The 26,370-nt window shown below is 72.0% G+C and carries 23 protein-coding genes; 13 read left to right on the top strand and 10 right to left on the bottom strand.

All coding sequences use genetic code 11. The annotated features are described in order from the left end of the window. Positions 1-34 precede the first annotated feature (34 nt). Positions 35-412, top strand: coding sequence for a VOC family protein (locus ACZ6ZP_RS35345; protein ID WP_351162734.1), 378 nt, complete (start codon positions 35-37; stop codon positions 410-412). On the opposite strand, the gene ACZ6ZP_RS35340 is transcribed toward ACZ6ZP_RS35345, so the two are convergent. Beyond that, entirely contained in the window at positions 409-2,022 is a 1,614-nt protein-coding gene (locus ACZ6ZP_RS35340) for a FadD3 family acyl-CoA ligase (protein WP_351163251.1), read from the bottom strand. The genes ACZ6ZP_RS35345 and ACZ6ZP_RS35340 overlap by 4 nt on opposite strands. 126 nt (positions 2,023-2,148) lie before the next feature. Between ACZ6ZP_RS35340 and ACZ6ZP_RS35335 the strand changes: the two genes are divergently transcribed. The 3 genes from ACZ6ZP_RS35335 to ACZ6ZP_RS35325 all read left to right on the top strand — a co-directional run bounded on the left by ACZ6ZP_RS35335 (position 2,149) and on the right by ACZ6ZP_RS35325 (position 4,599). Next, positions 2,149-3,300: a lipid-transfer protein gene (locus ACZ6ZP_RS35335; RefSeq protein WP_351162732.1), complete on the top strand. Its 1,152-nt coding sequence runs from the start codon at positions 2,149-2,151 to the stop codon at positions 3,298-3,300. An 82-nt stretch (positions 3,301-3,382) separates the two neighbouring features. After that, positions 3,383-3,832 carry a Zn-ribbon domain-containing OB-fold protein gene (locus ACZ6ZP_RS35330; protein WP_351162730.1) on the top strand — a complete coding sequence of 150 codons (450 nt, stop codon included), beginning with the start codon at positions 3,383-3,385 and terminating at the stop codon, positions 3,830-3,832. Next, on the top strand, positions 3,829-4,599 hold the full coding sequence (locus ACZ6ZP_RS35325; RefSeq protein WP_351162728.1) for an enoyl-CoA hydratase/isomerase family protein: 771 nt from the start codon (positions 3,829-3,831) through the stop codon (positions 4,597-4,599). The genes ACZ6ZP_RS35330 and ACZ6ZP_RS35325 overlap by 4 nt, the downstream gene beginning before the upstream one ends. A 151-nt stretch (positions 4,600-4,750) precedes the next feature. Here the strand turns inward: ACZ6ZP_RS35325 and afsK are convergent, their stop codons facing one another. Next, the gene (gene afsK / locus ACZ6ZP_RS35320) at positions 4,751-7,111 is read right to left on the bottom strand and encodes a protein serine/threonine kinase AfsK (RefSeq protein WP_351162726.1); all 2,361 of its coding nucleotides are present in this window, start codon (positions 7,109-7,111) and stop codon (positions 4,751-4,753) included. Positions 7,112-7,449: 338 nt separating this feature from the next. Here afsK and ACZ6ZP_RS35315 point away from each other — a divergent pair, with 338 nt between their 5' ends. After that, complete coding sequence (locus ACZ6ZP_RS35315) at positions 7,450-8,097, top strand: TetR family transcriptional regulator (protein ID WP_351162724.1); 648 nt, start codon at positions 7,450-7,452, stop codon at positions 8,095-8,097. A gap of 144 nt (positions 8,098-8,241) precedes the next feature. On the opposite strand, the gene ACZ6ZP_RS35310 is transcribed toward ACZ6ZP_RS35315, so the two are convergent. Then, positions 8,242-8,718, bottom strand: a complete 477-nt coding sequence (locus ACZ6ZP_RS35310; protein WP_469409876.1) for a nitroreductase family deazaflavin-dependent oxidoreductase — start codon at positions 8,716-8,718, stop codon at positions 8,242-8,244. Beyond that, positions 8,718-9,920: an acyl-CoA dehydrogenase family protein gene (locus ACZ6ZP_RS35305; protein ID WP_361466177.1), complete on the bottom strand. Its 1,203-nt coding sequence runs from the start codon at positions 9,918-9,920 to the stop codon at positions 8,718-8,720. Before ACZ6ZP_RS35305 ends, ACZ6ZP_RS35310 begins: the two co-directional genes overlap by 1 nt. Before the next feature lie 148 nt (positions 9,921-10,068). Here ACZ6ZP_RS35305 and ACZ6ZP_RS35300 point away from each other — a divergent pair, with 148 nt between their 5' ends. Both ACZ6ZP_RS35300 and ACZ6ZP_RS35295 read left to right on the top strand, forming a co-directional pair. After that, the gene (locus ACZ6ZP_RS35300) at positions 10,069-11,298 is read left to right on the top strand and encodes a thiolase C-terminal domain-containing protein (RefSeq protein WP_351162718.1); all 1,230 of its coding nucleotides are present in this window, start codon (positions 10,069-10,071) and stop codon (positions 11,296-11,298) included. Positions 11,299-11,380: 82 nt separating this feature from the next. Next, positions 11,381-12,064, top strand: coding sequence for a pyridoxine/pyridoxamine 5'-phosphate oxidase (locus tag ACZ6ZP_RS35295; protein ID WP_361466174.1), 684 nt, complete (start codon positions 11,381-11,383; stop codon positions 12,062-12,064). A gap of 31 nt (positions 12,065-12,095) precedes the next feature. Here the strand turns inward: ACZ6ZP_RS35295 and ACZ6ZP_RS35290 are convergent, their stop codons facing one another. Beyond that, the gene (locus ACZ6ZP_RS35290) at positions 12,096-12,974 is read right to left on the bottom strand and encodes a GNAT family N-acetyltransferase (RefSeq protein ID WP_469409873.1); all 879 of its coding nucleotides are present in this window, start codon (positions 12,972-12,974) and stop codon (positions 12,096-12,098) included. A gap of 67 nt (positions 12,975-13,041) precedes the next feature. Further along, positions 13,042-13,470: a Zn-ribbon domain-containing OB-fold protein gene (locus tag ACZ6ZP_RS35285; protein ID WP_383819163.1), complete on the bottom strand. Its 429-nt coding sequence runs from the start codon at positions 13,468-13,470 to the stop codon at positions 13,042-13,044. 227 nt (positions 13,471-13,697) lie between these two features. Here ACZ6ZP_RS35285 and ACZ6ZP_RS35280 point away from each other — a divergent pair, with 227 nt between their 5' ends. From ACZ6ZP_RS35280 to ACZ6ZP_RS35265, 4 genes are all read left to right on the top strand, one after another. Beyond that, positions 13,698-14,873 carry a flavin-containing monooxygenase gene (locus ACZ6ZP_RS35280; protein WP_469409869.1) on the top strand — a complete coding sequence of 392 codons (1,176 nt, stop codon included), beginning with the start codon at positions 13,698-13,700 and terminating at the stop codon, positions 14,871-14,873. A gap of 283 nt (positions 14,874-15,156) precedes the next feature. Continuing rightward, the gene (locus ACZ6ZP_RS35275; RefSeq protein WP_366462309.1) at positions 15,157-17,382 is read left to right on the top strand and encodes an acetate--CoA ligase family protein; all 2,226 of its coding nucleotides are present in this window, start codon (positions 15,157-15,159) and stop codon (positions 17,380-17,382) included. Positions 17,383-17,467: 85 nt separating this feature from the next. Further along, positions 17,468-18,322 carry an enoyl-CoA hydratase/isomerase family protein gene (locus ACZ6ZP_RS35270; protein ID WP_399981273.1) on the top strand — a complete coding sequence of 285 codons (855 nt, stop codon included), beginning with the start codon at positions 17,468-17,470 and terminating at the stop codon, positions 18,320-18,322. A gap of 97 nt (positions 18,323-18,419) precedes the next feature. Then, positions 18,420-19,037: a flavin reductase family protein gene (locus tag ACZ6ZP_RS35265; protein ID WP_351163248.1), complete on the top strand. Its 618-nt coding sequence runs from the start codon at positions 18,420-18,422 to the stop codon at positions 19,035-19,037. On the opposite strand, the gene ACZ6ZP_RS35260 is transcribed toward ACZ6ZP_RS35265, so the two are convergent. Next, complete coding sequence (locus tag ACZ6ZP_RS35260; protein ID WP_383819154.1) at positions 19,030-20,415, bottom strand: MFS transporter; 1,386 nt, start codon at positions 20,413-20,415, stop codon at positions 19,030-19,032. The genes ACZ6ZP_RS35265 and ACZ6ZP_RS35260 overlap by 8 nt on opposite strands. Positions 20,416-20,431: 16 nt before the next feature. On the opposite strand from ACZ6ZP_RS35260, the gene ACZ6ZP_RS35255 reads away from it, so the two are divergent. Beyond that, positions 20,432-21,448, top strand: a complete 1,017-nt coding sequence (locus ACZ6ZP_RS35255; protein ID WP_361466156.1) for a GlxA family transcriptional regulator — start codon at positions 20,432-20,434, stop codon at positions 21,446-21,448. Positions 21,449-21,969: 521 nt separating this feature from the next. Here the strand turns inward: ACZ6ZP_RS35255 and ACZ6ZP_RS35250 are convergent. From ACZ6ZP_RS35250 to ACZ6ZP_RS35240, 3 genes are read right to left on the bottom strand one after another with little or no spacing between them, the layout of a single operon-like run. Then, complete coding sequence (locus ACZ6ZP_RS35250) at positions 21,970-23,040, bottom strand: Zn-dependent alcohol dehydrogenase (protein ID WP_469409865.1); 1,071 nt, start codon at positions 23,038-23,040, stop codon at positions 21,970-21,972. Further along, positions 23,037-24,272, bottom strand: a complete 1,236-nt coding sequence (locus tag ACZ6ZP_RS35245; protein WP_469409862.1) for an acyl-CoA dehydrogenase family protein — start codon at positions 24,270-24,272, stop codon at positions 23,037-23,039. Before ACZ6ZP_RS35245 ends, ACZ6ZP_RS35250 begins: the two co-directional genes overlap by 4 nt. An 8-nt stretch (positions 24,273-24,280) precedes the next feature. Further along, positions 24,281-25,192, bottom strand: coding sequence for an SDR family oxidoreductase (locus ACZ6ZP_RS35240; RefSeq protein ID WP_351162697.1), 912 nt, complete (start codon positions 25,190-25,192; stop codon positions 24,281-24,283). Positions 25,193-25,276: 84 nt separating this feature from the next. Here ACZ6ZP_RS35240 and ACZ6ZP_RS35235 point away from each other — a divergent pair, with 84 nt between their 5' ends. Beyond that, positions 25,277-26,203, top strand: a complete 927-nt coding sequence (locus ACZ6ZP_RS35235; RefSeq protein WP_351162695.1) for a cyclase family protein — start codon at positions 25,277-25,279, stop codon at positions 26,201-26,203. Positions 26,204-26,370: the final 167 nt, after the last annotated feature.

Below are 26,370 nucleotides of genomic sequence, written 5' to 3'. Positions count from 1 at the left end.
ACAGCCGTCGCGGCGCTCGCCGATAGTGCGGCGCATGACCTCTCTTGTGCGCCACCTCACGTTCGACTGTTCCGACGCCTATCGCCAGGGCCTCTTCTGGGCCGAAGTGCTCGGCGGGAAGGTCTCCGACGAGGACGTTCCCGGGGACCCGGAGGCTCTCGTCGAGGCCGATGGCATCACCCTGCTCTTCGTGACCGTGCCCGAAGGCAAGACCGTCAAGAATCGCGTGCACGTCGACCTGCAGCCGCAGGACCGCACCCGTGACGAGGAGGTCGAGCGGCTCATCGCACTGGGGGCCACGCTCGTGGGCGATCATCGGGTGCCCGACGGGCGCGGCTGGGTCACGCTCGGCGACCTGGAGGGCAATGAGTTCTGCGTCGAGCGCAGTGCCGCCGAGCGGGCGGCCAACTAGGCCCTGCGGCCGCGCAGTTCGCGCAGTTCGCGCTTGAGGACCTTGCCGCTCGCGTTCCTCGGCAGCTCCGTCACGAACTCGATCTCCCTGGGGACCTTGTAGTTCGCCATCTCGCGGCGCGACCAGGCGATCAGGTCGTCGGAGGTGAGGACCGCTCCTGGCCGCCGCACCACGTACGCCTTGCCCACCTCGCCGAGCCGCGGATCGGGGACGCCGATCACCGCCACGTCCGCCACCTGCGGATGCACGCCGATGAGCTGCTCTATCTCCGCGGGGTAGGCGTTGAATCCGCCGACGATGAACATGTCCTTGATGCGGTCCGTGATGCGGAGGTTGCCCACCTCGTCGAGGACACCGACGTCGCCCGTCCGCAGCCAGCCGTCGGGCGTGACCGCCTTCTTGGTCTCCGCCGGGTCCTCGAAGTAGCCCTGCATGACGTTGTGTCCGCGGACGAGGATCTCGCCGGGGTGGCCCGGTGAGAGCGCCTCGCCGCCGGGGCTCACCACCCGCACCTCCGTGCCCGGAATCGCCTGGCCCGAGGTCGAGGCGATGACCCGGGCCGCGTCTCCCTGGCGGCACATCGTGACGATGCCGCTCGCCTCCGAGAGGCCGTACGCCGTCAGGACCGTGGCGATGTGCAGCTCGGCGCGCAGGCGCTCGACCAGTTGCAGGGGGACCACCGCCGCGCCCGTCACCACCAGGCGCAGGGCGGACAGGTCGTGCTGGTCGCGGGCCGGGTGGTCGAGGAGGGACTGGTGGAGCGTCGGCGGGCCCGGCAGGACCGAGATCCGCTCCGCCGCCACGTTCGCGAGGACCGTGTCCACGTTGAAGACCGGCTGCGGGATCATCGTCGCGCCGCGCATCAGGCAGGCGATGATCCCCGCCTTGTAGCCGAAGGTGTGGAAGAAGGGGTTGACGATCAGATAGCGGTCGCCTTCCCGCAGGCCCGCGAGCTCGCTCCATATGCCGTAGCAGCGCAGGGTCTGGGCGTGGGTGATGACCGCGCCCTTGGGGCGGCCCGTCGTGCCCGAGGTGTAGATGATGTCGGAGGGCGCCGCTCCGTCGACGCCGTCCGCGCGGCCCCGTACGTCCCGACCGCTCACCCCGTCGCCGCTGGCCAGGAAGTCCTTCCAGGCGCGGAAGTCCTCCGGGGCGTCGTCGGAGAGGACCACCACCTGCTCCAGGTGCGGGAGGCCCGGCAGCGGCCCTTCGCCCTTCCCCTCCGTGGCCGCGCGCCGCAGCGACGCGACGTACGACGTGCCGAGGAAGGTGCCCGTCACGAAGAGCAGTTTGGCGCGGCTGCGTTGCAGCACGTAGGCCGCCTCGGCGCCCTTGAAGCGGGTGTTCAGGGGCACGAGGACCGCGCCCGCCGTCACCGCGCCGAGCGCCGAGACGATCCAGTCCAGGGTGTTGGGGGCCCAGACGGCCACCCGGTCACCGGAGTTGACGCCGTTGGCCATGCACGCGGCGGCGGCCCGCTCCACGCGCCGGCCGAGCTCCCCGTACGAGATACGGGTGCGGCCGTCGACGACCGCCTCCCGGTCGCCGTACCGCTCGGCCGCCGCCCGGACCAGTCCCGGGATGCTGCCCCACTCCAGGTCGCCGCGCATCGCAAGCCCCTCCGCCGCAGTAGCTGACACTCCGTCAGATTAGCTGTAACCTGACGCGCTGTCAGCAGTCGGGACGACGTATGGCGAAGCCCTGGAGCCTCGCCACTCGCGGAGGTGTCGTTGCCCATGGCTTCACTCAAAGACGCTACAGCGATAGTCGGGATCGGGCAGACCGCCTTCGCGAAACAACTGCCCGAGGACGAGAAGACGTTGGCCTGCCGGGCGATCGTCGCCGCGCTCGACGACGCGGGCATCGCCCCGTCCGAGGTCGACGCGTTCGCCTCGTACACGATGGAGGAGACGGACGAGGTCGAGATCGCCAAGGCGATCGGCGCGGGCGACGTGACCTTCTTCAGCAAAGTGGGCTACGGGGGCGGCGGTTCCTGCGCGACCATCGCGCACCTCGCCGCCGCCGTCGCCACCGGCCAGGCGAGCGTCGGCATCGCCTGGCGCTCACGCAAGCGGGGCAGCGGGCCGCGCCCCTGGAAGAACACGGCCGTCCAACTCCCCACCCCCGCCCAGTGGACGCGCCCCTTCGGGCTGCTGCGCCCGGCGGACGAGATCGGGATGCTGGCGCGCCGCTACATGCACGAGTACGGGGCGACCCGCGACCACCTGTTCAACGTGGCCCTCGCGTGCAGGAACCGGGCCAACCAGAACCCGGCCGCGATGATGTACGAACGCCCGCTGACCCGCGAGATGTACATGTCCTCGCGCTGGATCAGCGAGCCGCTCTGCCTCTTCGACAACTGCCTGGAGACGGACGGCGCGTTGGCGTGCGTGATCGTCTCCGCCGAGCGGGCCCGGGACTGCCGCCGGAAGCCGGTGTACGTCCACTCCGTCGCCCAGGGCCTGCCCGCGCAGCACCACGGGATGGTCAACTACTGGAACGACGACCCGCTGACGGGCCCGGCGTGGACGGCGGCCCGCCAGCTCTGGAAGCAGGCGGACTTCGCCCCCGAGGACGTGGACGTGGCGCAGATCTACGACGCGTTCACCCCGCTGATCCCGCTGTCCCTGGAGGGCTACGGCTTCTGCGGCCGGGGCGAGGGCGGCGCGTTCACGGAGGGCGGCGCGCTGGAGAGCGGGGGCCGGCTGCCGATCAACACCGGGGGCGGCGGCCTGAGCGAGGCGTATGTGCACGGCTTCAACCTCATCAACGAGGGCGTGAAGCAGCTGAGGGGGACGAGCACGGCTCAAGTCCCCGATGCGGCCACGTGTTTGGTGACGGCGGGCGAGGGTGTCCCGACATCCGCGGTACTCCTGCGGGCCCCGTAAGGGGCGCGGGGCTGTGACATTTGCGGCTCCGCCGCGTGAGCGCGAGCAACCACGACGGCCCGTACCCGGAAGAGGCGAGAACATGGCAGACGCGAGCACCGAGCCCCTGCTGTCCCCCACCATTGATACAGACGGCGCCCCCTTCTGGGAGTACGCGGCCCAGGGCGAACTCCGCATACAAGCCTGCACCGCCTGCGACGAGCTGAGGTTCCCGCCCAGACCCTGCTGCCCCCACTGCCAGTCCTTCGACAGCGAGTGGCGCCGCATGAGCGGAAGGGGCCGCATCTGGTCCTACGTCCGCCCGCACCCGCCCCTGCTCCCCGCCTACGCGGCTCACGCCCCGTACAACGCGATCATCGTCGAGCTGGCCGACGCCCCCCGCATCCGCCTGGTCGGCAACCTCGTCGCCGCCCCGGACGCCCCGCTGGACTCCGTCGACCCCGACCGCCTCCGCATCGGCGCGAAGGTGCAGGTCGCGTTCACCGAGGTGGGCGGGATCGCGATGCCCCGCTGGCTCCTGGAGCGGCCATGAGCCTGCGGACGGCCTTCGACAAGGAGGCGGGCGTCGCGGTCGTCACCCTCGACCGCCCCGCCCGCCACAACGCCATCGACCTCGATACGGCTGCTCAACTCGCCGCCACGTGGCGCGAGTTCCGGTTCGACGACACCGTGCGGGCGATCGTCCTCACCGGAGCCGGGGAGAAAGCGTTCTGCACGGGGATCGACCGCGACACGGACGTGCCGCAGCCCGGCTCCCCCTACTCGATGGACGATCCGCTCCTCTCCGTCGGCCCCAAGGCCAACGACCTGTGGAAACCGGTGATCGCGGCGGTCAACGGGATGGCGTGCGGCGGCGCCTTCTACCTCCTGGGCGAGGCGGAGTTCGTGATCGCCGCCGAGCACGCCACGTTCTTCGACCCGCACACCACCTACGGGATGGTCAGCGCGTACGAGGCGATCCTCATGGCGCAGCGCATGCCGCTGGGCGAGGTCGCGAGGATGTCGCTGATGGGGACGGCCGAGCGGGTCTCCGCGCGCCGGGCGTACGAGACGGGCCTGGTCTCGGAACTCACGTCGGCCGGGGATCTGCTGACGGCGGCCACCCGCGCGGCCGAGGTCATCGCCTCCTGCCCGACCGAGCCGGTCCAGGGCACGGTACGCGCGCTCTGGTCGGCGAAGGAGGCGGCCCGCACCCAGGCCCTGGCCCAGGCGCCCCATCTCATCGCCCTCGGCAACCTGCCGCCGGAGCGCCAGGCGGGACTGTTCACGGGGCGCGGGACCGGCTTCCGGACCAGGTAGGAGGCTTCCGTACCAGGTGAGCGGCTCAGGCCGTCGCCTGGCAGGGTTCACGCACTCGGCGTAACGTCACGAGTGGACGGCCGCCGTCCGGAGCCCCTTCCAACGCTGGTGCGACGGCCGTCACGACGCGCGGCCCTCGCCCCGGCGGCACCTAGGAGCGAGCGGTGCCGGTCCCCCGCTCCGCGTCCAGCGCGTACACGCAGCGGTCCTTGCTGCACGCGTACACCACGCCGTCCCGCACCACCGGCGCCCCGGTGATCTCGCCGCCCGTGGCCAGCTTCCAGCGCAGCCGGCCGTCGTCCGCCTTCAGCGTGTACAGCAGGTGGTCCGTCGATCCGAAGTGGATGCGCCGGTCGGCGACGACGGGCGTGCCGACGACCTCGCCGCCGGCCTGGAAGCGCCACTTCGGCGTCCCCGTCACCGCGTCCAGCGTGTAGAGCCCCTTGCCGCTGCCCACGTGGACGTGGCCGTCGGCGACCAGGACCGGCTCGATCGACGCCCGGGACTCCGTGGCGATGCGCCAGCGGTCACGGCCGTCCGTGGCGTCCAGGGCGTACACGGTGCCCAGGTAGTCCGCCAGGTACACGCCACCGCCGGTGACGGCGGGCCCCGGCGCGAACGCGGGCGGACACAGGAACGCGGCGGGGGCCTCGAAGTGCCACCTGACGTGGCCCGCGGCCACGTCGATGGCAAGGACCCGGCTGCCCGCGGACACGTACACGTACCCGTCCTGCGCGGGCGCGAGCCGCACCGGCACGCCGCCGCAGGAGGCCGCGTCGCCGATGGGGTACGACCAGCGCTCGTCGCCCGTGCGGGCCTCCAGGGCGCGCAGCCGTGCGTCCTTCCAGACGTAGACCGTGCCGTCGTGGACGACGGGGCCCGCCTCGGGGGTCTCGAAGTCGGTCTGGGCCCCGGTGATCTCCCAGAGCTTCGCGCCGTTCGCGGCCTCCCAGGCCTGTACGCCGCCGCCGCGCGTCCCGGTGACGACGGTGCCGCGGTCGGCCTGCAGGGAGTACACCCAGGCGTCGGTGTTCAGGCGCCACAGGTCGGTGCCGTCGGCGCCGTCCAGGGCGTAGAGCGTGGGGCCGTCCGACGCGTGGATACGTCCGTCGGCGACCGCCATGGACCAGGCGACGTCCCGCGTCTTGAAGCTGCGGCGGCCCGTGCCGACGTCCAGGGCGTGGACCTCGAAGGACGTGACGTACACGAGGTTCCCCGCGACGGCGGGTGTACCCCACACGTCGTTCGACATCCGGAACCGCCACGGCCGCCACGCGGCGCCCGCCTCCGGCGCGACGGTGGGCGCGGGCACCACGGGGTCCACGCCGTTCGCCGCGGCCTTGGCCCGCGACCACGAGGCGGCGAGCCCGCCGTCGGTGGGCGGCAGGCTCACGGCAGCGGCGCGCGCGTCGGCCACCCGCGGGCCGGGACCGATCGGCACCTTCGCCCCGGCGAGGTGCACGGGACCGGCGTCCGGCACGCCACCGAAGGGCGGCGGCTGCGTCGGCGGCACCGGCGGCGCGTGCTGCGGAGGCGGCGGGGCCACGGCGGGGGCGCCGCCGCGGCCGCCGCTCCTGCCCGACCCCGCGAGCGCGGCCCGCGCGGGCGGACGGCCGCCGCGGCGGGCCTCGATCAGCGCGACGGCGCGCTCCGGCAGCCACGCGGACGCCGTGCCGCTGTCGCCGTCCTCGCTCTCGGAGGCGAAGAGGTGCGGGGCGAGCTGCGCCTGGAGGTCGGCGGGGCTCGGCCGCAGCGGCGCCTCCATCTGCATGCAGGTCTCGATGAGCGGACGCAGCTCGTCCGGGAGTCCCTCCAGGTCAGGACCCTCGCGCAGGAGCATGAAGACGGTCTCGACGGGGTTCGCGCCGTGGAAGGGCGCGTGCCCGGTGGCGGCGAAGACGAGCATCGAGCCGAGCGAGAAGACGTCACTCGCGCCGGTGACGCTGCGCGAGTCCTTGGCCTGCTCGGGCGACATGTACGCGGGCGTGCCCACGGCGACGTTCGTCATGGTCAGCCGGGTGTTGGAGACGCCGGACGCGATGCCGAAGTCGATCACGCGGGGCCCGTCCTCCACCACGAGGACGTTCGACGGCTTGAGGTCACGGTGGACGAGGCCCGCGCCGTGGATGGACTCCAGGGCCTCGGCGACGCCGGCCGCCAGCCAGCGCACGGCCTGGGTGGGCAGCGGCCCGTGTTCATTCACTATTTCTTCGAGCGAGGGGGCCGGTACGTACGCGGTGGCCAGCCACGGCACCGCCGCGCGCGGGTCGGCGTCCACGACAGCGGCCGTATAGAAACCGGACACGGCCCGTGCCGCCTCGACCTCGCGCGTGAAGCGGACGCGGAACAGCTGGTCCTCGGCGAGCTCGGTCCGCACCGTCTTGATCGCCACGCGCCGCCCTGACGCGGAGCGCGCGAGGTAGACAAGGCCCATGCCACCGGCTCCGAGCCGGCCGAGCACCTCGAACGGGCCGATCCGCCTCGGATCGTGCTGCGTCAGCTGATCCACCACTTGCCCTGCCACCTCCCCGTACGCGGGCGCCGTATGAGCGGCCCCGAGCAGCGTCTCACCACCGAGCCGCTCCGGCGGCACGCACCCTGATTCTTCCTGTACGGGGCGGTCGTTGCGAACCCGGGGCGGGATCGGGGTGTTGTGGGACAAAGGAGACGCGAGAAGGGGGAGATATGTGAGCGAAAGTCGATTCGAACACATGAACCATTCGCCGGTGGCCCCGGAGCGAGGGGCGGAATCGAGCGGAATACGTCCTTCAAGGCGGCCCCAGGAGGGCGGCGAACCCCATTTGCACTCGGCCGAATCGCGCTCCGATCACCCCTCGGTAAGCTGACGGCATGACAGGACAGGTACGTACCGTCGACGGCCGCGTGGCCGGTCGGCGCGGTCAGGCGACGCGTCAGAAGCTGCTCGACTGCCTCAGCGAGATGCTCAGCTCCTCGCCCTACCGGGACGTCAAAGTCATCGACGTCGCCCGGAAGGCGGGGACTTCACCCGCGACCTTCTATCAGTACTTCCCGGACGTCGAGGGCGCCGTCCTGGAGATCGCCGAGCAAATGGCGGCCGAGGGAGCCGAGTTGACCCAGCTCCTCGACGGCCGCTCCTGGGTCGGCAAGGCGGGTTGGCAGACCGCACAGGAGCTGGTCGAGGGCTTTCTCGACTTCTGGCGCAAGAACGACGCGATCCTCCGGGTCGTCGATCTGGGCGCCGCGGAAGGTGACAAACGCTTCTACAAGATCCGCATGAAGATCCTGAACTCGGTCAACAACTCCCTTACGGACACGGTCAAGGAGCTCCAGGCCAAGGGCAAGGTCGACAAGGACGTGAGCCCGGCGGCGATGGCCGGCTCCCTGGTGGCGATGCTCGCCGCGGTCGCCTCGCACCAGCGCGGTTTCCAGACGTGGGGCGTCAAGCAGGCCGAACTCAAGCCAAATCTGGCACTGTTGGTGCATTTGGGCGTAACAGGTAAGAAGCCGACGAAGTAGGGCATCCCACACGTCTCTCGGACGTGTCTTCTGACGCTTTCTCAAGTCCTGTCACCGCAGCGGCGGATCACGGTGTTCCAGTGATCCGCCGCTGTTCTGCCCAGGTGGTCACTCGTGCAGTCACTTGTGCGGCCACCCGTGCGGTCACTCCGCCCGCCGCTCCAGGCGGAACAGGCGGATCTCCCGCTCCACGCGGGACTGGTACGTCGCGTACGGCGGCCAGAACTTGAGCGCCGCCTGCCACGCCTGCGCCCGCTCGTCCCCCGTCAACAGCCGCGCCCTGACCGGAATGTCCGCGCCCTGCCAGTTGACGTCGGCATCCGGATGGGCGATGAGGTTGCCGGTCCAGGCGGGGTGTCCCGGGCGCCCGAAGTTGGAGCCGACCAGAATCCAACTCCCCTTCACCTCCGGCATACAGGCCAAGGGAGTGCGCCGCGCGATGCCGCTCTTGGCGCCGCGCACCGTGAGGATCACCCCCGGCAGCATCGTCGCGCTGAGCAGCACCTTGCCGCGCGTGAGGCGGTGCACCGCGCGGTCCATCGCGGGGATGAAGTGCGGGGCGATCTTCGCGAAGGCCCGGGTGGACGACACCTTCTGCATCAGGCGCACACCGGGCGGCATCAGACGGCCACCGTCGGCTCGGCCCCGGTGGGGGTGAACAGCTCGGCCCGTTCCGCCGCGCGCGCCCGCAGCCGGTGCACGGGGCCGAACAGCAGCTCGTCGCTCGACGCCCGCTTGAAGTACAGGTGCGCCTCGTGCTCCCAGGTGAAGCCGATGCCGCCGTGCAGTTGCACGGCCTCCGACGCGGCGGTCCGCAGCGCGTCCAGGGCCTGCGCCAGGGCCAGCCCTCCCACCTGCTCGGATTCCGCCCCGGCCGCCCACGCCGCGTAGTACGCCGCGGAGCGCGCGGCCTGCACCTGTACGTACACGTCAGCGAGCCGGTGCTTCACCGCCTGGAAGGACCCGATCGCCCGCCCGAACTGCTCGCGCTGCTTCACGTACTCGACCGTCCGCTCAAGGGCCCGGTCCGCCGCGCCCACGGCTTCCGCGGCGAGCACGGCGGCGGCGGTGTCGCCGACCGCGGCGAGCGCGCCCGGCACATCGGCGTCGTCGGCGGCGCCGAGCAACTCCGCCTCCACGTCGCGCAGTTCGACGCGGGCCTGCGGACGCGTCTCGTCGAGGGAGGTCTGCCGGGTCCGCACGAGTCCCGCGACGCCCTCCCGGACGAGATAGAGGAGCGTACGGGAACGGGCGAAGCCCCCCGTGTGCGCGGCCACGACGAGCAGCCCCGCGCTGTGCCCGTCGAGGACCTGCTCGGCCTGGCCGTAGAGCCGCCAGACGCCGTCCGAGAGCTTGGCCTGCACGCCGCCCGCACGGCCGCCGCCCGACCAGTCGCCGAGGTTGTCGCCGACGAGGCCGAGCGCGGTGGCGAGCCCGGTGCCGGGCACGGCGAGCGCGGCGGTCAGGCCGCCCTCCGCGATGCGGGGCAGCAGCGCCGCCCGCTGCTCCTCGGTGCCCAGGCGCTCGACGAGCGGGGCGGCGAGCGCGGCGGTGGCGAAGAGGGGCGACGGGGCGAGGGCGCGGCCCAGCTCCTCGCCGCTGAGGGCGAGCTCCGCCGAGCCGCACCCCACGCCGCCGTACCTCTCGGGCAGGGCGATGCCGGGCAGGCCGAGCTGTTCGGCGAGGGCGGACCAGAGGGCGGCGTCGTATCCGGCGGGGGTGCGGACCGCGGTCTTCACCTCGTCCGGGCCGCAGCGTTTGGTGACGAGCTCACGAAGGGTGCGGCGGATTTCTTCCTGCTCCGCGGTGAAGGCGGCGTCCATCGGCGGGCTCCTCCCCCGGGTCGCGGCGGTGTCCGCCGACCCAGATCTGACGGGCCGTCATGCTAAATCGGCACCCGCCAGATGCACAGGGCCGCGACGAGAAGTAACACCTCTCTGGCCGGGCGTGATCTGATGTACCGTCAGATTCATGCCAACTCCCCTTCCCCTCAGCCCCCGTGAGGCGTCGGCCGGTGCGGGCGCGGCGTCGGCGTCCCGCCCCCGCAAGGTGGCCGTCGTCGGCATATCCCTCTCCGACTGCGGCCGCGTCGACGAGGCCACTCCCTACGCCCTGCACGCCCAGGCGGCCCGCCGCGCCCTGGCCGACTCGGGCCTCGGCCGCGAGGTCGTCGACGGGATCGCGTCCGCGGGCCTGGGCACGCTCGCCCCGGTCGAGGTCGCCGAGTACCTCGGCCTGAAGCCGCGCTGGGTCGACTCCACCTCCGTCGGCGGCGCCACGTGGGAGGTCATGGCGGCGCACGCGGCGGACGCGATCGCGACGGGCCGGGCCAACGCCGTACTCCTTGTCTACGGCTCGACGGCGAGGGCGGACATCAAGGCGAGACGCCGCACGTCGAACCTCTCCTTTGGCGCGCGCGGCCCCCTCCAGTTCGAGGTCCCCTACGGCCACTCCCTGATCTCCAAGTACGCGATGGCCGCGCGCCGCCACATGCACGAGTACGGCACGACGCTCGAACAGCTCGCCTCCGTGGCGGTACAGGCGCGGGCGAACGCGGCGACCAACCCCGACGCGATGTACCGCGACCCGATCACGGTCGACGAGGTCCTGGGCGGCCCGATGATCGCGGACCCGTTCACCAAACTGCACTGCTGCATTCGTTCCGACGGCGGATGCGCGGTGCTCCTCGCGGCGGAGGAGTACGTGGCCGACTGCGCGTCGACCCCGGTCTGGGTGCTCGGCACCGGCGAGCACGTCTCGCACACGACGATGTCGGAGTGGGAGGACTTCACGGTCTCCCCGGCGGCGGTGAGCGGTCGCCTCGCGTTCGAACGGGCGGGGGTACGCCCCGAGGACGTGGACGTGGCGCAGATCTACGACGCCTTCACCTACATGACCCTGGTGACACTCGAGGACCTCGGATTCTGCGCGAAGGGCGAGGGCGGCGCGTTCGTGGAGAAGGGCCGCCTGCTGCGGGACGGCGAACTCCCGACGAACACGGACGGCGGCGGCCTGTCGGCCCAACACCCGGGAATGCGCGGCCTGTTCCTGCTGGTGGAGGCGGTACGACAGCTGCGCGGCGAGGCAGGCGAAGGCCGCCAGGTCCGGAGACCGGGCAACCGCCTGCCGGAGGTGGCGGTGGCATCGGGAACGGGCGGCTGGTTCTGCTCGTCGGGGACGGTGGTGCTCGGCAGGGGGTGAGGGGCCTTCGCGGGGCGGACGGGCGGACGGGCGGTGGGGCGGGGTGAGCCGGCCTCGGTGGCCGCTCCCGTAGATTCGCCGGATGGACGACACCGACAGGCCCGATGACATCACCCACGGCCGCGCCCTCCTGCGCTCCCTGCGCGTCTGGGACACCGAGCTGCCCGTCTTCGACCCGGCGACGGCCCCCGCCGCCCCGCTGCCCCTCTTCTGGCAGTGGTTCGTGGACGTGGCCGAGGCGGGGCAGGTGGAGCCGCACACGATGACGCTGGCCACGGCGGACGCGTCGGGGCGCCCCGACGTACGGACGTTGATGCTGCACGACGCCGACGACGCCGGCTGGCACTTCGGCTCGCACGCGGGCAGCGCGAAGGGCCGCCAGCTCGCGGCGCGACCGGACGCCGCGCTCGGGTTCTACTGGCCCGTGCAGGGGCGTCAGGTCCGGGTGCGGGGCCGGGTCACGGCGGCGGGCGCCGCCGAGAGCCGCGCCGATCTCGCACGCCGTTCGCCCGGGGCGCTGGCTTCGGCGCTGGTCGGCAGGCAGAGCGAAGTACTGCCTGCGTACGGGGATCTGGTGGCAGCGAGCCAGGCCGCCTGGGAGCACGCGCAGGCGGAGCCGGACGCCCCGGCACCGAGCTGGACGCTGTACGTACTCGAACCGGCGGAGGTCGAGTTCTTCCAGGGCGACGCCCGGCGCCGTCACGTGCGGCTGCGCTACCGCAGGGAGACGGACGGCGACTGGGTCAAGGAGCTGCTGTGGCCGTGAGGACCAGGGCCTGAAAATCATCGCGTGAACGTCACCGGGTGAAGCCGTACTGCGCGAAGTCCCGCACCGGGCGGAAGCCGAGCCGCTGGTAGAGCCCGGTGCTCGTGGCGTTGCCGAGGTCGGCCAAGAGCAGCACGTCGTCCGCGCCGTCGGCGAGCGCGGCGCGGCTGACCTCGGCGGTCGCGGCTCCCGCGTAGCCACGGCCGCGCAGTGCCTCGGGGGTGTACACGGGGGCCACCCGGGCCTGGCCCGCGACGCGGCGCGTGCGGCCCGCCATGGCGGCGGGGGTGCCGTCGGGGGTCTCCCAGAGAGTGATGCCTCCGTAGGCGATGCGGGTGTCGGCCCACGTGCCGGACTCCATCGCCCGGCTCTCCCCCAGGGCCTCACCGAACTCCCGGTGCCAGCGCATCAGCAGCTCCCTGTCGCCCTCGGCGGCGACGCGCGCGCCGCCCTCCGGGAGGGACGCGGGCGGGGTGAGCGTGCCCAGGCGGTAGAGCCGGTCGCGGTAGGCGACGTCGGCGGTGGCTCCCGTGTGCCGCTGCCAGGCCCGCGCGAACGCCTCGGCGGTGTCCCGCGGACCGCCGACGCCGGACAGCTTCTCGCCCGCGTCGGAGAGCAGCGCGGCGAGATCGTCGGTGGCCGCCTCGTCCACGAGCGGGCTCAGCGCGAGCCGGTGCGGCGGGGTCCACATGAAGACGCCCTCCACGGCGCCGCCGACTCCGGCGCGGATGCCGAAGCGGGGTGCGTCGTCCCCGTACACATGCGGCCCGCGCCTGCGCAACGTGTCGCATGTGGTGAGGAAAATGGTGTGCGTGGCCGGGTCGGAGTGCAGGAAATGCTCGGCCCCGGCGAGGAAATGGTCGAGGTCGGAGGTCAACTGCCAGGAGCCGTGGGGGTTCGAGGAGTCCATGGGCCATGATCCCTCGCGGCCCACCACGAACAGAAGCGGATTACGGCCCCGCTCGTCGCCCGGCTCGTCACCGCTCCGGCCGGAACACCGGCACCGTCACGCTTCCCCCCTCGCCCGCCGCACGGAACGCCACTTCCAGCGCCATCCCGATCCGCAGCTCGCCCTCCTCGCAGTCGACGATCTCCGTCATCATGCGCGGGCCCTCGGCGAGGTCGACGACCGCGGCGACGTACGGGACGCGGGAGCCGAACGGCGGCAGGTCGTTCCGGTGCACCACGGACCAGGTGTAGAGCGTGGCCCGGCCGCTCGCCCGTTCCCAGCCGGCCTCCTCGCTCCAGCAGTGCGGGCAGAACTCGCGGGGGTAATGGTGCGCCTTGCCGCAGGCGCCGCAGCGGCGGATCAGGAGACCGCCGTCGGCCGCCGCGTCCCAGTAGGGGCGGGTGAAGGCGTCGGGCTCGGGGAGGTCGTAGCGCGGGCTCGCGGTGCTCACGTCCATGCGGCAGTCTCTCCAGACCCGGATACGTTTCTGATGGTACGTCAGTTCAACGCATCCCCGACGCGCGCGCAAGAGGCGTACGCAAGAGGGCGTACGAGGCGTGGCCCGTCGGCCGGTCGCGGAACCCCACCGGCGGAGGACCTCTCGCACACACCCGTGATCAATTCGCAACCGGTTTGGGGCTTGACCGTCCCCCATCAAGTGACCACGTGATTACTCTCAGATTCATGGCCGACACCACTCCCCCACAAACGCCACACCAAGACCGCCCCGTATACGTCGTCGGCGGCGGACCCGGCGGGCTCTCCGTGGCGGCCGCCCTGCGTGCGCGCGGCGTCCGCGCGGTCGTGCTCGAGAAGTCCGACCGGGTCGGCGCCTCCTGGCGCACGCACTACGACCGCCTGCGCCTGCACACGACGCGACGCCTCTCCGCACTGCCGGGGCTCGCGATACCCCGCGGCTTCGGACGGTGGGTGTCACGTGACAACGTCCTGCGCTACCTGGAGAAGTACGCCGAGTTCCACCAGCTGGAGATCGTCACCGGCGTCGAGGTCTCCCGCCTTCAGCGCACGGCCGACGGCACCGGCTGGCTGCTGCACGCCACCGGCGGCCGCGAGCTGACCGGCAGCGCGGTGGTGATCGCCACCGGGTACAACCACACCCCCCACCTGCCGGACTGGCCGGGCCGCGACACGTACACGGGTGAGCTCCTGCACGCGAGCGCCTACCGCGAGCCCCGCCCCTACGCGGGCAAGGACGTCCTGGTCGTCGGCGTCGGCAACACCGGCGCCGAGATCGCCGTGGACCTCGCCGCCGGGGGCGCCGCCCGCGTCCGCATCGCGGTGCGCACCGCGCCGCACATCGTCCGCCGTTCCACGGCGGGGTGGCCCGCGCAGCGCACGGGCATCCTCTGCCGCCGACTGCCGGTCTCGCTCGTGGACCGGCTCGCGGGCCCGATCGCCAAGGTGAGCGTCCCCGACCTGTCCGCGAAGGGACTGCCCCGCCCCACAACCGGCCTGTACTCCCGGGTCAAGGAGGGTGCGATCCCGGTGCAGGACGTGGGCCTGATCGACGCGGTGCGCAAGGGCCGGGTCGAACCGGTCGCGGCCGTCGAGTCCTTCGAGGACGGCAAGGTCGTCCTGGCCGACGGCAGCGTGATCGCCCCCGACACGGTCGTCGCCGCCACGGGCTACCGCCGCGCCCTGGAGCCGATCCTCGGCGAACTCGGCGTACTCGACGAGAAGGGCACCCCGCTCGTCCGCGGCGCCCGCACCCCGAAGTCGGCCCCCGGCCTCTACTTCACCGGCTTCACGAACCCCATCAGCGGAATGCTGCGCGAGATGGCGATGGACGCGGAGAAGATCGCGAAGGCGGTGGCGAGAACGCGGGGCGGGGGCCGCTGACAGGGCCCGGAGGGGGCGCCCCAAAGGGGCGCGGGGAACTGCGCGACCAGCCACAACGACGCCGCAGTCGACCGACGACCCCCTCACGGCACCCCCCGATGGCCGGTACTACCCCCTCCCGGCGGCGCAGCCACCGAGAGGGGAGTAGCCCCCCAGGGCACCTGGGTACTGCTAGAAGGGCCGCCCCAATCCGCCGGTGCAGCACTGTTCCTGACACAGCGTCAGTTCAGTAATCTGACTATGCGTCAGTTGAGTTGCTGTCACACAGGAGCGGGGCGGACCGATGCTTGGATCGACATACGGCACCTTCACCACCGACCCCCGCCGCGCGCGTGTTGTGGCCTGCGGCGAGACCCCGGCACCGGCCGTCCACGGCCATGCCCCCACGGCGGACGATCTGGACGTCAGCGGCCGCCCGCTGCACGCCGACGTACCGGACCTGGACCGGTTCTTCCGCCCCGAGGCCGTCGCCGTCATCGGCGCGTCGGACGCCGAGGGGCGGCCGAACACCGGCATCACGCGTCAGCTCATGGACTGGGCCGAGCGGTGCGGCGCCCGGCTGCACCCCGTGCACCCCACCCGGCAAACCGTCTTCGGCACACCCTGCTTCCCCTCCGTCGCCGACCTGCCGGAACCGGTCGATCTGGCCGTACTCCTCGTCAGTGACCCCCTTCCCGTGATCGAGGAACTCGCCGAGTCCAAGGTGAAGTTCGCCGTCGCCTTCGCCTCCGGGTTCGCCGAGACCGGCGAGGAGGGCGCGCTCGCGCAGGCCCGCCTCACCGCCGCCGTCGAGCGCTCGGGGCTGCGGCTGCTCGGGCCCAACACCAACCTCAACGCCTTCGAGAAGTTCCGCGACGACCTCGAAGGACCGGCGATCGCCCTGATCACCCAGTCCGGCCACCAGGGGCGCCCCGTCTTCACGATGCAGGAGATCGGCGTACGCCTCTCGCACTGGGCGCCCACCGGCAACGAAGCCGACCTGGAGACCTCCGACTTCATCTCCTACTTCGCCGAGCGCCCCGAGGTCGGCGCCATCGCCTGCTACGTCGAGGGCCTCAAGGACGGCCGCGCCTTCCTGCTCGCCGCCGACCGCGCCGCCCAGCGCGGCGTGCCCGTCGTCGCGGTCAAGGTCGGCCGCACCGAGACCGGCGCCCGCACGGCCGCCTCACACACCGGCAAACTCACCGGCGCCGACACGGTCGTCGACGCGGCGATGCGGCAGTTCGGCGTGATCCGCGTGGACGGGCTCGACGAACTCCAGGACACCTCCGCCCTGTTGGCGCGGGCGCGGCCCCCGAAGGCCGAGGGCGTCGTCGTGTATTCGATCTCGGGCGGCACGGGCGCGCACTTCTCGGACCTGGCGACCGAGGCGGGGCTGCGGCTTCCCGCCCTCTCCGACGCCAAGCAGGCGGAGCTGCACCAGTGGATACCGGACTATCTCAACGTCGCCAACCCCGTCGACAACGGCGGGCACCCGGTGGGCGACTGGCGCGGCCGGAAGATCATCGACGCGATCCTGGACGATCCGGAGGTGGGGGTACTGATCTGTCCCATCACCGGCCCCTTTCCGCCCATGAGCGACAAGCTGGCCCAGGACCTGGCGGACGCGGCGGAGCAGACGGACAAGCTGGTGTGCGTGGTGTGGGGCTCGCCCGTCGGCACCGAGGAGGCCTACCGCACGACGCTGCTCGGCTCGTCGCGCGTCGCCACCTTCCGCACCTTCGCCAACTGCATCACGGCGGTGCGCTCCTATCTGGACCACCACCGGTTCACCACCCGCTACCGCTCCCCCTTCGCCGACGCGCCGCGCACGGCATCGCCCTCCTTCCGCAAGGCCCAGGCCCTGATGCGGTCCGGTCAGCAGCTGAGCGAGCACGCGGCGAAGCAGCTGCTGCGCGCGTACGGGATTCGCGTACCGCGCGAGCAGTTGGTGACCAGTGCGGCGGCGGCCGTGCGGGCGGCGGGGCTCGTCGGCTACCCGGTGGTGATGAAGGCGTCCGGTGCGCGGCTCGCCCACAAGAGCGACCTTGGCCTGGTGAAGGTCGGCCTGACCTCGGCCAGCCAGGTGCGCGACGCCTATCGGGAGCTGACCGACATCGCCCGGTACGAAGGGATCGCGCTGGACGGCGTGCTGGTCTGCCAGATGGTGGAGCGGGGCGTCGAGATGGTCGTGGGCGTGACCCAGGACGAGCTGTTCGGGCCGACGGTGACGGTCGGGCTCGGGGGCGTCCTTGTCGAGGTCCTGCGGGACGTGGCCGTCCGGGTGCCGCCCTTCGGTGAGGACCAGGCGCTCGCGATGCTCTCGGAGCTGCGGGGTCGTCCCCTGCTGGACGGGGTGCGCGGGGCGCCGCCCGCCGACATCGACGCGCTCGTCGAAGTCGTGCTGCGGGTGCAGAGGATGGCGCTCGAACTGGGCGACGAGCTGGCCGAGCTGGACATCAACCCCCTGATGGTGCTGCCCCGGGGGCAGGGGGCTGTCGCGCTCGATGCTCTTGCCGTCTGTCGGTGAGCGGGTTTCCAGGCCGCCGCTGCGCGGCGAGTGTCTCCCGCCCACCCACCCGAATACCCCGCAGCGAAATGGAGCACGCAACCCCATGACACCCTCCCCCGAAGCCGGAACTGATCCCCTCGACTCATTGGTACTCCACGCCACTGACAACGCCGTCTCGTGGATCACCCTCAACCGGCCCGAAGCCATGAACGCCGTCACCTGGGACCAGCGCGAACGCGTCATCTCACTGCTCGCCGACGCCTCCGCCGACCCCGCCGTCCGCGCCGTCGTGATCACCGCGACCGGCAAGGGATTCTGCGCGGGCGCCGATCTGCGCGGTGCGCCCGGTGGGGGTGCGCCTGGCGGCAGTGCGCCCGGCGGCGGTGCCGAGAGCGTGCCCGGCGACGTGGCCCGCACCATCAAGCAGGGCGCCCAGCGCCTCATCGCCGCCGTCCTGGACTGCGAGAAGCCGGTGATCGCCGCGGTGAACGGGACCGCGGCCGGGATCGGCGCGCACCTCGCGTTCGCCTGCGACCTGGTCATCGCCGCCGAACAGGCCAAGTTCATCGAGGTGTTCGTGCGCCGCGGCCTGGTGCCGGACGGCGGCGGCGCCTATCTGCTGCCCCGCCTCATCGGGCCGCAGCGGGCCAAGGAGCTGATGTTCTTCGGGGACTCCGTGCCGGCCGCGGACGCCGAACGGCTGGGGCTCGTCAACCGCGTCGTACCGGCCGACGAACTGGAGAAGACGGCCCGCGCCTGGGCGGAGCGGCTGGCGACGGGCCCGACCCGCGCCATCGCCCTGACCAAGCAACTGGTCAACGCGGCCCTGGAATCGGACCGCGCGACGGCCTTCGCGGCGGAGGCGGCGGCGCAGGAGATCAACATGACGACGGCGGACGCGAACGAGGGCGTGGCCAGCTTCGTGGAGCGCCGTTCGCCTTCGTACGAAGGCCGTTGACGACCGCCGGAGGGCGCGTACGGCACCTGGTGCCTCCCCGCCCTTCCCATCTGACGACCCGTCAGCTTCAATGGTTCACGTGATGGGACATGCAGGGATGGCGGCCACTGCCGTCCGATACCTCAGGTCGGTCGGCGCACCGACCACCACCGGCCCGGTCGAAGCCCTTCCGCGCCCGCAGCTGCGGGCGGTCGGCGACGACGAGCGGGCGCCGCTCGACGCGGGCGAGTTCCGGCGCGTGCTGGGGAACTTCGCGACCGGCGTGACCGTTGTCACGGCACCGGCATCCGAAGGCGATCCGGGCCCCGCCGGGTTCGCCTGTCAGTCCTTCTCCTCGCTCTCCCTCGACCCGCCCCTGGTCTCGTTCATGGTCGCGCGTACGTCGACGACGTGGCCGCGCATCGCCCGCGCGGGCGTCTTCTGCGTGAACGTCCTGGGCGCCGACCAGGGCGCCCTCTGCCGCGGCTTCGCGGTGAGCGGCGCCGACAAGTTCGCCGGCGTCGTGTACGACTCCGCGCCCGTCACCGGCTCGCCCCGCCTGACCGGCGTACCGGCCTGGATCGACTGCACGATCCAGGCGGTGCACACCGGCGGCGACCACCTGATCGTGATCGGCCGGGTGGAGGCGCTCGGCGCCACCGACGACGGCGAACCGCTCCTGTTCCACCGGGGCAAGTTCGGCAAGTTCGGCAGATTCGACGCGCCCGCTACGTGAGCGCGCCCTCCACCACCTTCTCGTCGCCCGGCTTCTCCGCACCGACGCGCCGGATGACCAGCGCCATCAGTGCCGCCGCCGCGCACAGCGCCCCGGAGGCGATCCACATCACGTCGTACGACCCGAAGGTGTCCCGCACGACTCCGCCGATGACGGCCACGAGCGCGGCTCCCACCTGGTGCGACGCGAGCACCCAGCCGAAGACGATGGCACTGTCCTCGCCGTACTGCTCGCGGCAGAGGGCCAGGGTCGGCGGCACGGTCGCCACCCAGTCGAGGCCGTAGAAGACGATGAAGAAGATCATCGGCGGGTTCACGGTCGCGTCGAGGAGCAGCGGCAGGAAGAGCAGCGAGATGCCGCGCAGCGCGTAGTAGACGGCGAGCAGCCGCCGGGCGTCGAAGCGGTCCGTGAACCAGCCGGACGCGATCGTGCCCACGACGTCGAAGATCCCGATGACGGCGAGGAGCGAGGCGGCCGCCGTGATCGGCATGCCGTGGTCGTGCGCGGCGGGCACGAAGTGCGTCTGGATCAGGCCGTTCGTCGAGGCACCGCAGATGGCGAAGGTGCCGGCGAGCAGCCAGAACGGCCCGGTGCGGGCCGCCTTGAAGAGGACCGTGACCGCACGCCGCGCGGCCCCCGTGGCGGGCGGGGGCTTCTCCACGAACTCCTCGGAGCCGTACGGCTTCAGGCCCACGTCCGCCGGATGGTCGCGCAGCAGCAGCCACACGAACGGGACGACGACGAGCGCCGCCAGAGCAACAGTCACCGCGGCGGGCCGCCACTTGTACGTCTCCACCATCCAGGAGAGCACCGGCAGGAAGATCAACTGTCCCGAGGCGGAGGCGGCGGTCAGGATGCCGGTGACGAGGCCGCGCCGCGTGGTGAACCACCGGTTGGTGACGGTGGCGGCGAAGGCCAGCGCCATGGACCCCGAGCCGAGCCCGACGAGCAGCCCCCAGCACAGCAGGAGCTGCCAGGCGGACTCCATCCACACGGTCAGCCCGGAGCCGAGCGCGATCACGACGAGCGCGACCGCGACCACCCTCCGGATGCCGAAGCGGTCCATCAGCGCGGCGGCGAAGGGTGCGGTGAGCCCGTACAGCGCGAGATTGATCGAGACCGCGAGGCCGATCGTGCCGCGCGACCAGTCGAACTCCTCGTGCAGCGGATCGATGAGCAGGCCCGGCAGGGACCGGAACGCCGCGGCACCGATGATCGTCACGAAGGTCACGGCGGCGACGAACCACGCGCGGTGGATGCGGGGCCGCCGCCCCGGCGCCCGCGGGAGCGCCTCGACCGGCTGATTCACGTCTGTCTGGGTCACGACAACAGCATCTGGGCCCTTAGCTGCCCGAACGAGTGGCCCAAAGGACAGCATTAGCTAGAATCGGGCCATGGCTTCAGCGAGCGGACATCCGACCGGCGCACGTCACCGAGTGGTGGTCCTGGCCATGGACGGCGTCATCCCGTTCGAGTTCGGCATCCCGCAGCGGATCTTCGGCCGCGCGAGGAACGCCGACGGCGAGCATCTGTACGAGGTCGTGACCGCCTCCGTCCGCCCGCCGGGCCCGGTGCGCACGGACGCCGACTTCTCGATCCTCGTGGAGAACGGGCCGGAGTGCCTGGCCGGCGCGGACACCGTGGTGATCCCGGCTTCGTACGAGCTGGGTCCGGTCTACGAGGAGGGCCGCCTGACCGAGGAACTGTCCGCGGCCCTCGCCCACATCGAGCCGGGCACGCGCCTGATCTCCATCTGCACGGGCGGCTACGTCCTCGCCGCCGCGGGCTACCTCGACGGCCGCACCGCCACGACGCACTGGTCGTCGGCGGAGCACTTCCAGCGGCTCTTCCCCCGGATCACGGTGGACGCGGAGGTGCTGTTCATCGACGACGGGGACGTCCTCACGTCGGCGGGTGTGGCGGCGGGGCTCGACCTCTGCCTCCATGTCGTACGCAGCGACCACGGATCGGCGGTCGCCAACGACGTCGCGCGCCGTACGGTGGTGCCTCCGCACCGGGACGGCGGGCAGGCCCAGTACATCCAACGCCCCGTTCCGGAGCCGCAGTTCGCGACGACGACTTCCGCTCGGGCGTGGGCGCTCGCCCGCCTCCACGAGCCGATCCAGCTCCGCGACATGGCGGATCAGGAGTCCATGTCCGTACGCACCTTCACGCGCCGTTTCCGCGAGGAGGTGGGGATCAGCCCCGGCCAGTGGCTTGCGCAGCAGCGGGTCGAGCGGGCCCGCCACCTCCTGGAGTCCAGCGACCTCTCCGTCGACCAGGTCGCCCGGGACGCGGGCTTCGGCACGCCCCAGTCCATGCGGCAGCACCTGCAGGCTGCGCTGGGCGTCACGCCGACGGCCTACCGCCGCACGTTCCGCGAAGGCGTACCCGCCGGGCCCCCGCGGTAACCCCGGCCCCCCGCACCCGCCTCCCACCGAACAAGCCTCTCCCACCCACCCGCCCGATCACCCCGCACCCAACCCCTGAACGAACAAGCCTTCCCGCACGATTGCCCCGCGGCGCCAAGGGGTGAATGGGCGGGTGGGTGGGCGGTCCGCGTGACGGGGGTGGGCGGGGAACGTACGGGCCGGGGCGGGTAGTGGGATTGGCCGCGGCATCCGCAGGCGGCAGCGCGCGGGAGGGGACGTGCCGGTATGTCCGCCCGGAGCACGGCTCGCGGCGCTCCGGTGCCGAAGCACCCTCGCGGCCACCGGACGATAGCGAGGACGGACATACCGGCGCGGCACCGCACCCACAGCCGGACCAGACCCGCAACACCACCCGCAGACGCCCCACCCACGGACCAGACCCGCAACACCCACCCACAGACACCCCACCCACGAACCAGACCCGCAACACCCACCCACAGACACCCCACCCACGAACCAGACCCGCAACACCCACCCACAGACACACCCGCAAATGCCCCCTAGAAAGTCAGCACCCCCCGCGCCACCCTCCCCGCCTCCGCGTCCCCCACCGCTTTGGCGAAGTCCTCCACCGGGTACGTCTCCGTCACCAACTCGTCCAGCAGCAGTCGGCCCTCCCGGTACAGCTCCGCGTACAGCGCGAAGTCCCGTTGCGGGCGTGCCGAGCCGTAGCGGCAGCCCAGGATCGACTTGTCCAGGAACAGGGACGACACCACGAACGACGCCTCGGCCGTGGCCGGCGGCACCCCCAGCAGGATCGCCTGACCGTGCCGGTCCAGGAGATCGATCGCCTGCCGGATCAGCTCGACCCGCCCCACGCACTCGAAGACGTGGTCGGCCCCCGTCGGCAGCAGCTCCCTCACCCCCTCCGCCTCCGCCGACCCGAAGAAGTGCGTCGCGCCGAACTGCCGCGCCACCCCCTCCTTCTCGGGGTTCGCGTCCACCGCCACGATCCGCGTCGCCCCGGCGATCCTCGCCCCCTGGAGCACGTTGAGACCGATGCCCCCGGTCCCGATCACCACCACGCTGTCCCCGCGGTCCACCTTCGCGCGGTTCAGGACGGCGCCGACCCCCGTCACCACCCCGCATCCGATCAACGCCGCCGACGTCAGCGGAATGTCCTCCGGGATCTTCACGGCCTGCACGGCCTTCACCACCGTGCGTTCCGCGAACGCGGAGTTCGCCGCGAACTGATGGATCGGCTTCCCGCCACGCGAGAACGGCTGCTCCGGCATCCCGATGGCCCGCCGGCACATCGTCGGCCGCCCCCGGTTGCACTCCCCGCAGGCCCCGCAGCTGGCGATGGTCGAGAGGGCAACGTGATCGCCCGCCCCGACATGCGTCACCCCCGCACCGACGGCCTCCACCACCCCCGCCCCTTCATGCCCGAGCACCACCGGCGAAGGAAAGGGAATGGTCCCGTCGATCACCGACAGGTCGCTGTGGCACAGCCCCGCGGCCTTGATCGCGACCAGCACCTCCCCCGGCCCCGGCTCCCGTATCTCCAGGTCGTCGACGACCTCGACCCTGCTCCCCTCGGCCCTGCTCCTGTCGAAAACGACACCCCTCATCGCGCCTTCGCCTCCCTCGGCAGGCCGAGCACGCGCTCGGCGATGATGTTCCGCTGAATCTCGTCCGAGCCGCCGTAGATGGTGTCGGCCCGCGTGAAGAGGAAGAGCCGCTGCAGGGCGTCGAGTTCGTACGGAGCGCTCTCGCTCCAGTCCCCGGGGCCGACGGCAGCCCCGGCCCCCCGCACCTCCATGGCCAGCTCCCCCAGCCGCTGATGCCACCCGCCCCACAGCAGCTTGGCCACACTGGGCGCCCCCGCGTCCCCACCCGAGCCACCAACCCTGCCCACACTCCCCGAACTCCCCGAACTCCCCAACGTACGCAGCGCGTTCCACCGCATGACCCGCAGCTCCGCCCACTGCCGCACAAGCCGGTCCCGCAGCACGGGATCATCGACGGCCCCGCTGTCGACCGCCTCCCTGACCACGCCCCCGAGCTCCTCCGCGAACCCGATCTGCTGCACGAGCGTGGACACCCCCCGCTCGAACCCGAGCAGGCCCATGGCGACGCGCCACCCGTCACCCGCACCGCCCACCACGTGCGAGGCACGCGCCACCGCCCCGTCGAAGAAGACCTCGTTGAACTCGCTCGTCCCCGTCAGCTGCCGGATGGGCCGCACCTCGATACGCCCTGGCTGGTCCATCGGCACCAGCAGGAACGAGATCCCCCGGTGCCCACGGGACCCCGCCTCCGTCCGTGCGAGGACGAAGCACCAGTCCGCCTCGTGCGCGAGTGACGTCCAGATCTTCTGCCCGGTGATGCGGTACGCGTCACCGTCCCGCACCGCCACCGTCCGCAGCCCCGCCAGGTCCGATCCGGCCCCGGGTTCGCTGTACCCCTGGCACCACAGCGCCTCGCCGCGCGCGATGGGCGGCAGGAACTCGTCCCGCTGCTCCTGGCTGCCGTAGGCCAGGAGCGTCGGCGCCAGCAGGTTCTCGCCGATGTGCCCGTGGCGTCCGGGCGCCCGTGCCCGCGCGTACTCCTCGGCCCACACGACCTGCTGGGTCAGCGTGGCCTGCCGGTTCCCGTACGCTCCCGAGCCCCACCCGAGACCGATCCAGCCGCCCCGGCCCAACTCCCGCTCCCAGGCCCGGCGTTCCTCCGTCCCCTCGTGCTCGCTGCCGGGACCGCCCCGGCCCACCGCCCCGGCGAACACCCCTGTCAGATGCTCGCCGAGCCACGCCCGCGCCTGTGCGCGGAACTCCTCGTCCGCCGCGTCGAACCCGAACTCCACCGCCCCGCCTACGCGTTCGGCCGGTCTTTGGCGGCGGCGGCCTTCGCCATCGCCTCCAGCTGCGCCAGCATCGGCATCGGGTCGACCCCCACCGTCCCCGGCAGGAAGTCGGCGATCTTCTCGGGCGTCCAGCCGCCCTCCACGTATCCCGCCCGCAGCTCACGCGGCTGCGCCCATACGGCGATCTTCGGCCCCGCGACCGTGTAGACCTGCCCGGTGATCTTCTCCTCCCGGGCGCGGTCGCTCAGCAGATACGTGACGAGCGCGGCCACGTCCTCCGGCTCCCCGATCTCCTTCAGCTCCATGGGCACGTTGGCCGACATCCGCGTCCGCGCGACGGGCGCCACCGCGTTCGCCGTCACCCCGTACTTGTTCAGGCCCAGCGCCGCGCTCCGCACCAGCGAGATGATCCCGCCCTTGGCCGCGCTGTAGTTGGCCTGCGCGACCGACCCCTGGTGGTTGCCGCTGGTGAAGCCGATCAGCGTGCCCGTGCCCTGCTTGCGCATGACCGCCGACGCGGCCCTGAAGACGGTGAACGTGCCCTTCAGGTGGGTGGCGACCACCGGGTCCCACTCCTGCTCGGACATGTTGAAGAGCATCCGCTCGCGCAGGATGCCGGCGACGCACACCACTCCGTCGATGCGCCCGAACTCGGCGAGCGCGACGTCCACGATCCGCTGCCCGCCCGCCATGGTCGAGATGTCGTCGGCGACGGCGACGGCCTCACCGCCCGCCGCCTGGATCTCCTTGACCACGCCGTCGGCTATCTCACTGGTCGGCTCGGCACCCTCCATGGAGACGCCGTAGTCGTTCACGACGACCTTCGCGCCCTCGGCTGCGGCGGCGAGCGCGACGGCCTTGCCGATGCCGCGCCCGGCACCGGTCACGGCCACCACCTTGCCTGCCAAGAAGTTCCCCACGTCCGGCCCCTTCCCGCGGTTTCTGACGGTCCGTTAGATTCTATGACCCGTCAGATACCCGAAGACAAGCCCCAGGGAGGACTCATGTCGCTGCCACCCGAGTTCCACGACATCGCCAAACGTGTGAACAACTGGGGCCGTTGGGGCTCCGACGACGAGATCGGCACACTCAACCTGATCACCGACGAGGTCGTCCGCGAGGCCGCCGCCACCGTCCGCACCGGCCGTCGCATCCCGCTCGCACTGGCCCTCAAGGAGGACGGCGTCCAGACCGGCCTGATACCCGGCCGGATCAATCCCCTCCACACGATGGTGCAGATCAACCAGGAGCTCTTCGGCCCCGGCACCATCGCCACCAGCGACGACGCCGTCACGATGGGCCTGCAGGCGGCCACCCACTGGGACGCCCTGACCCACGCCTCACACTCGGGAAAGATCTACAACGGCCGCCCCGCGGACACCATCACCGCCCACACCGGCGCCCGGTTCAGCGGCATCGACAAGGTGGCGCACGTGGTCTCGCGCGGGGTCCTGCTCGACGTGGCCCGCGCCAAGGGCGTCGACCGGCTGCCCGGCGACCACGCGGTGACGCCCGAAGACCTCGCGGAGGCGGAGGAGTTCGCGGGGCTCACCGTCCGCGCCGGCGACATCGTCCTCGTGCGCACCGGACAGATCCAGACCTACCTGGCGGGCGACAAGCACGCGTACGGCTATCCGTCCCCCGGCCTGTCGGTCCGCACCCCGGAGTGGTTCCACGCGCGCGATGTCGCGGCTGTCGCCAACGACACCCTGACCTTCGAGATCTTCCCGCCCGAGATCGAGAACCTCTGGCTGCCCGTACACGCGCTCGACCTGGTGGAGATGGGGATGCTGCAGGGCCAGAACTGGAATCTCGAAAAGTTGTCCACAGCCTGTGCAGAACTTTCCCGCTACGGCTTCCTGCTCTCCGCGATGCCCGAGCCGTTCACCGGCGGCACGGGAACGCCGGTGGCCCCGGTCGCGGTGCTGTGAGTTCGGATGGCGGCGCCCCGGCTCCCGCCCCGAGCGCGCTGCCGCACGCGCCGCCATCCGGCTCCGGCGCACAAGTCCTGCCCTTTCGGCCACGAAGGGACCGACGCCGTCGGCGACCCACATCTCGCCGAGGACCGGACCCACAGGCCACCGTCCCTCGACGTCCC

The sequence above is a fragment of the Streptomyces sp. NPDC054047 genome (assembly GCF_055585065.1).
This window is presented reverse-complemented; position numbering and strand designations above follow the sequence as displayed.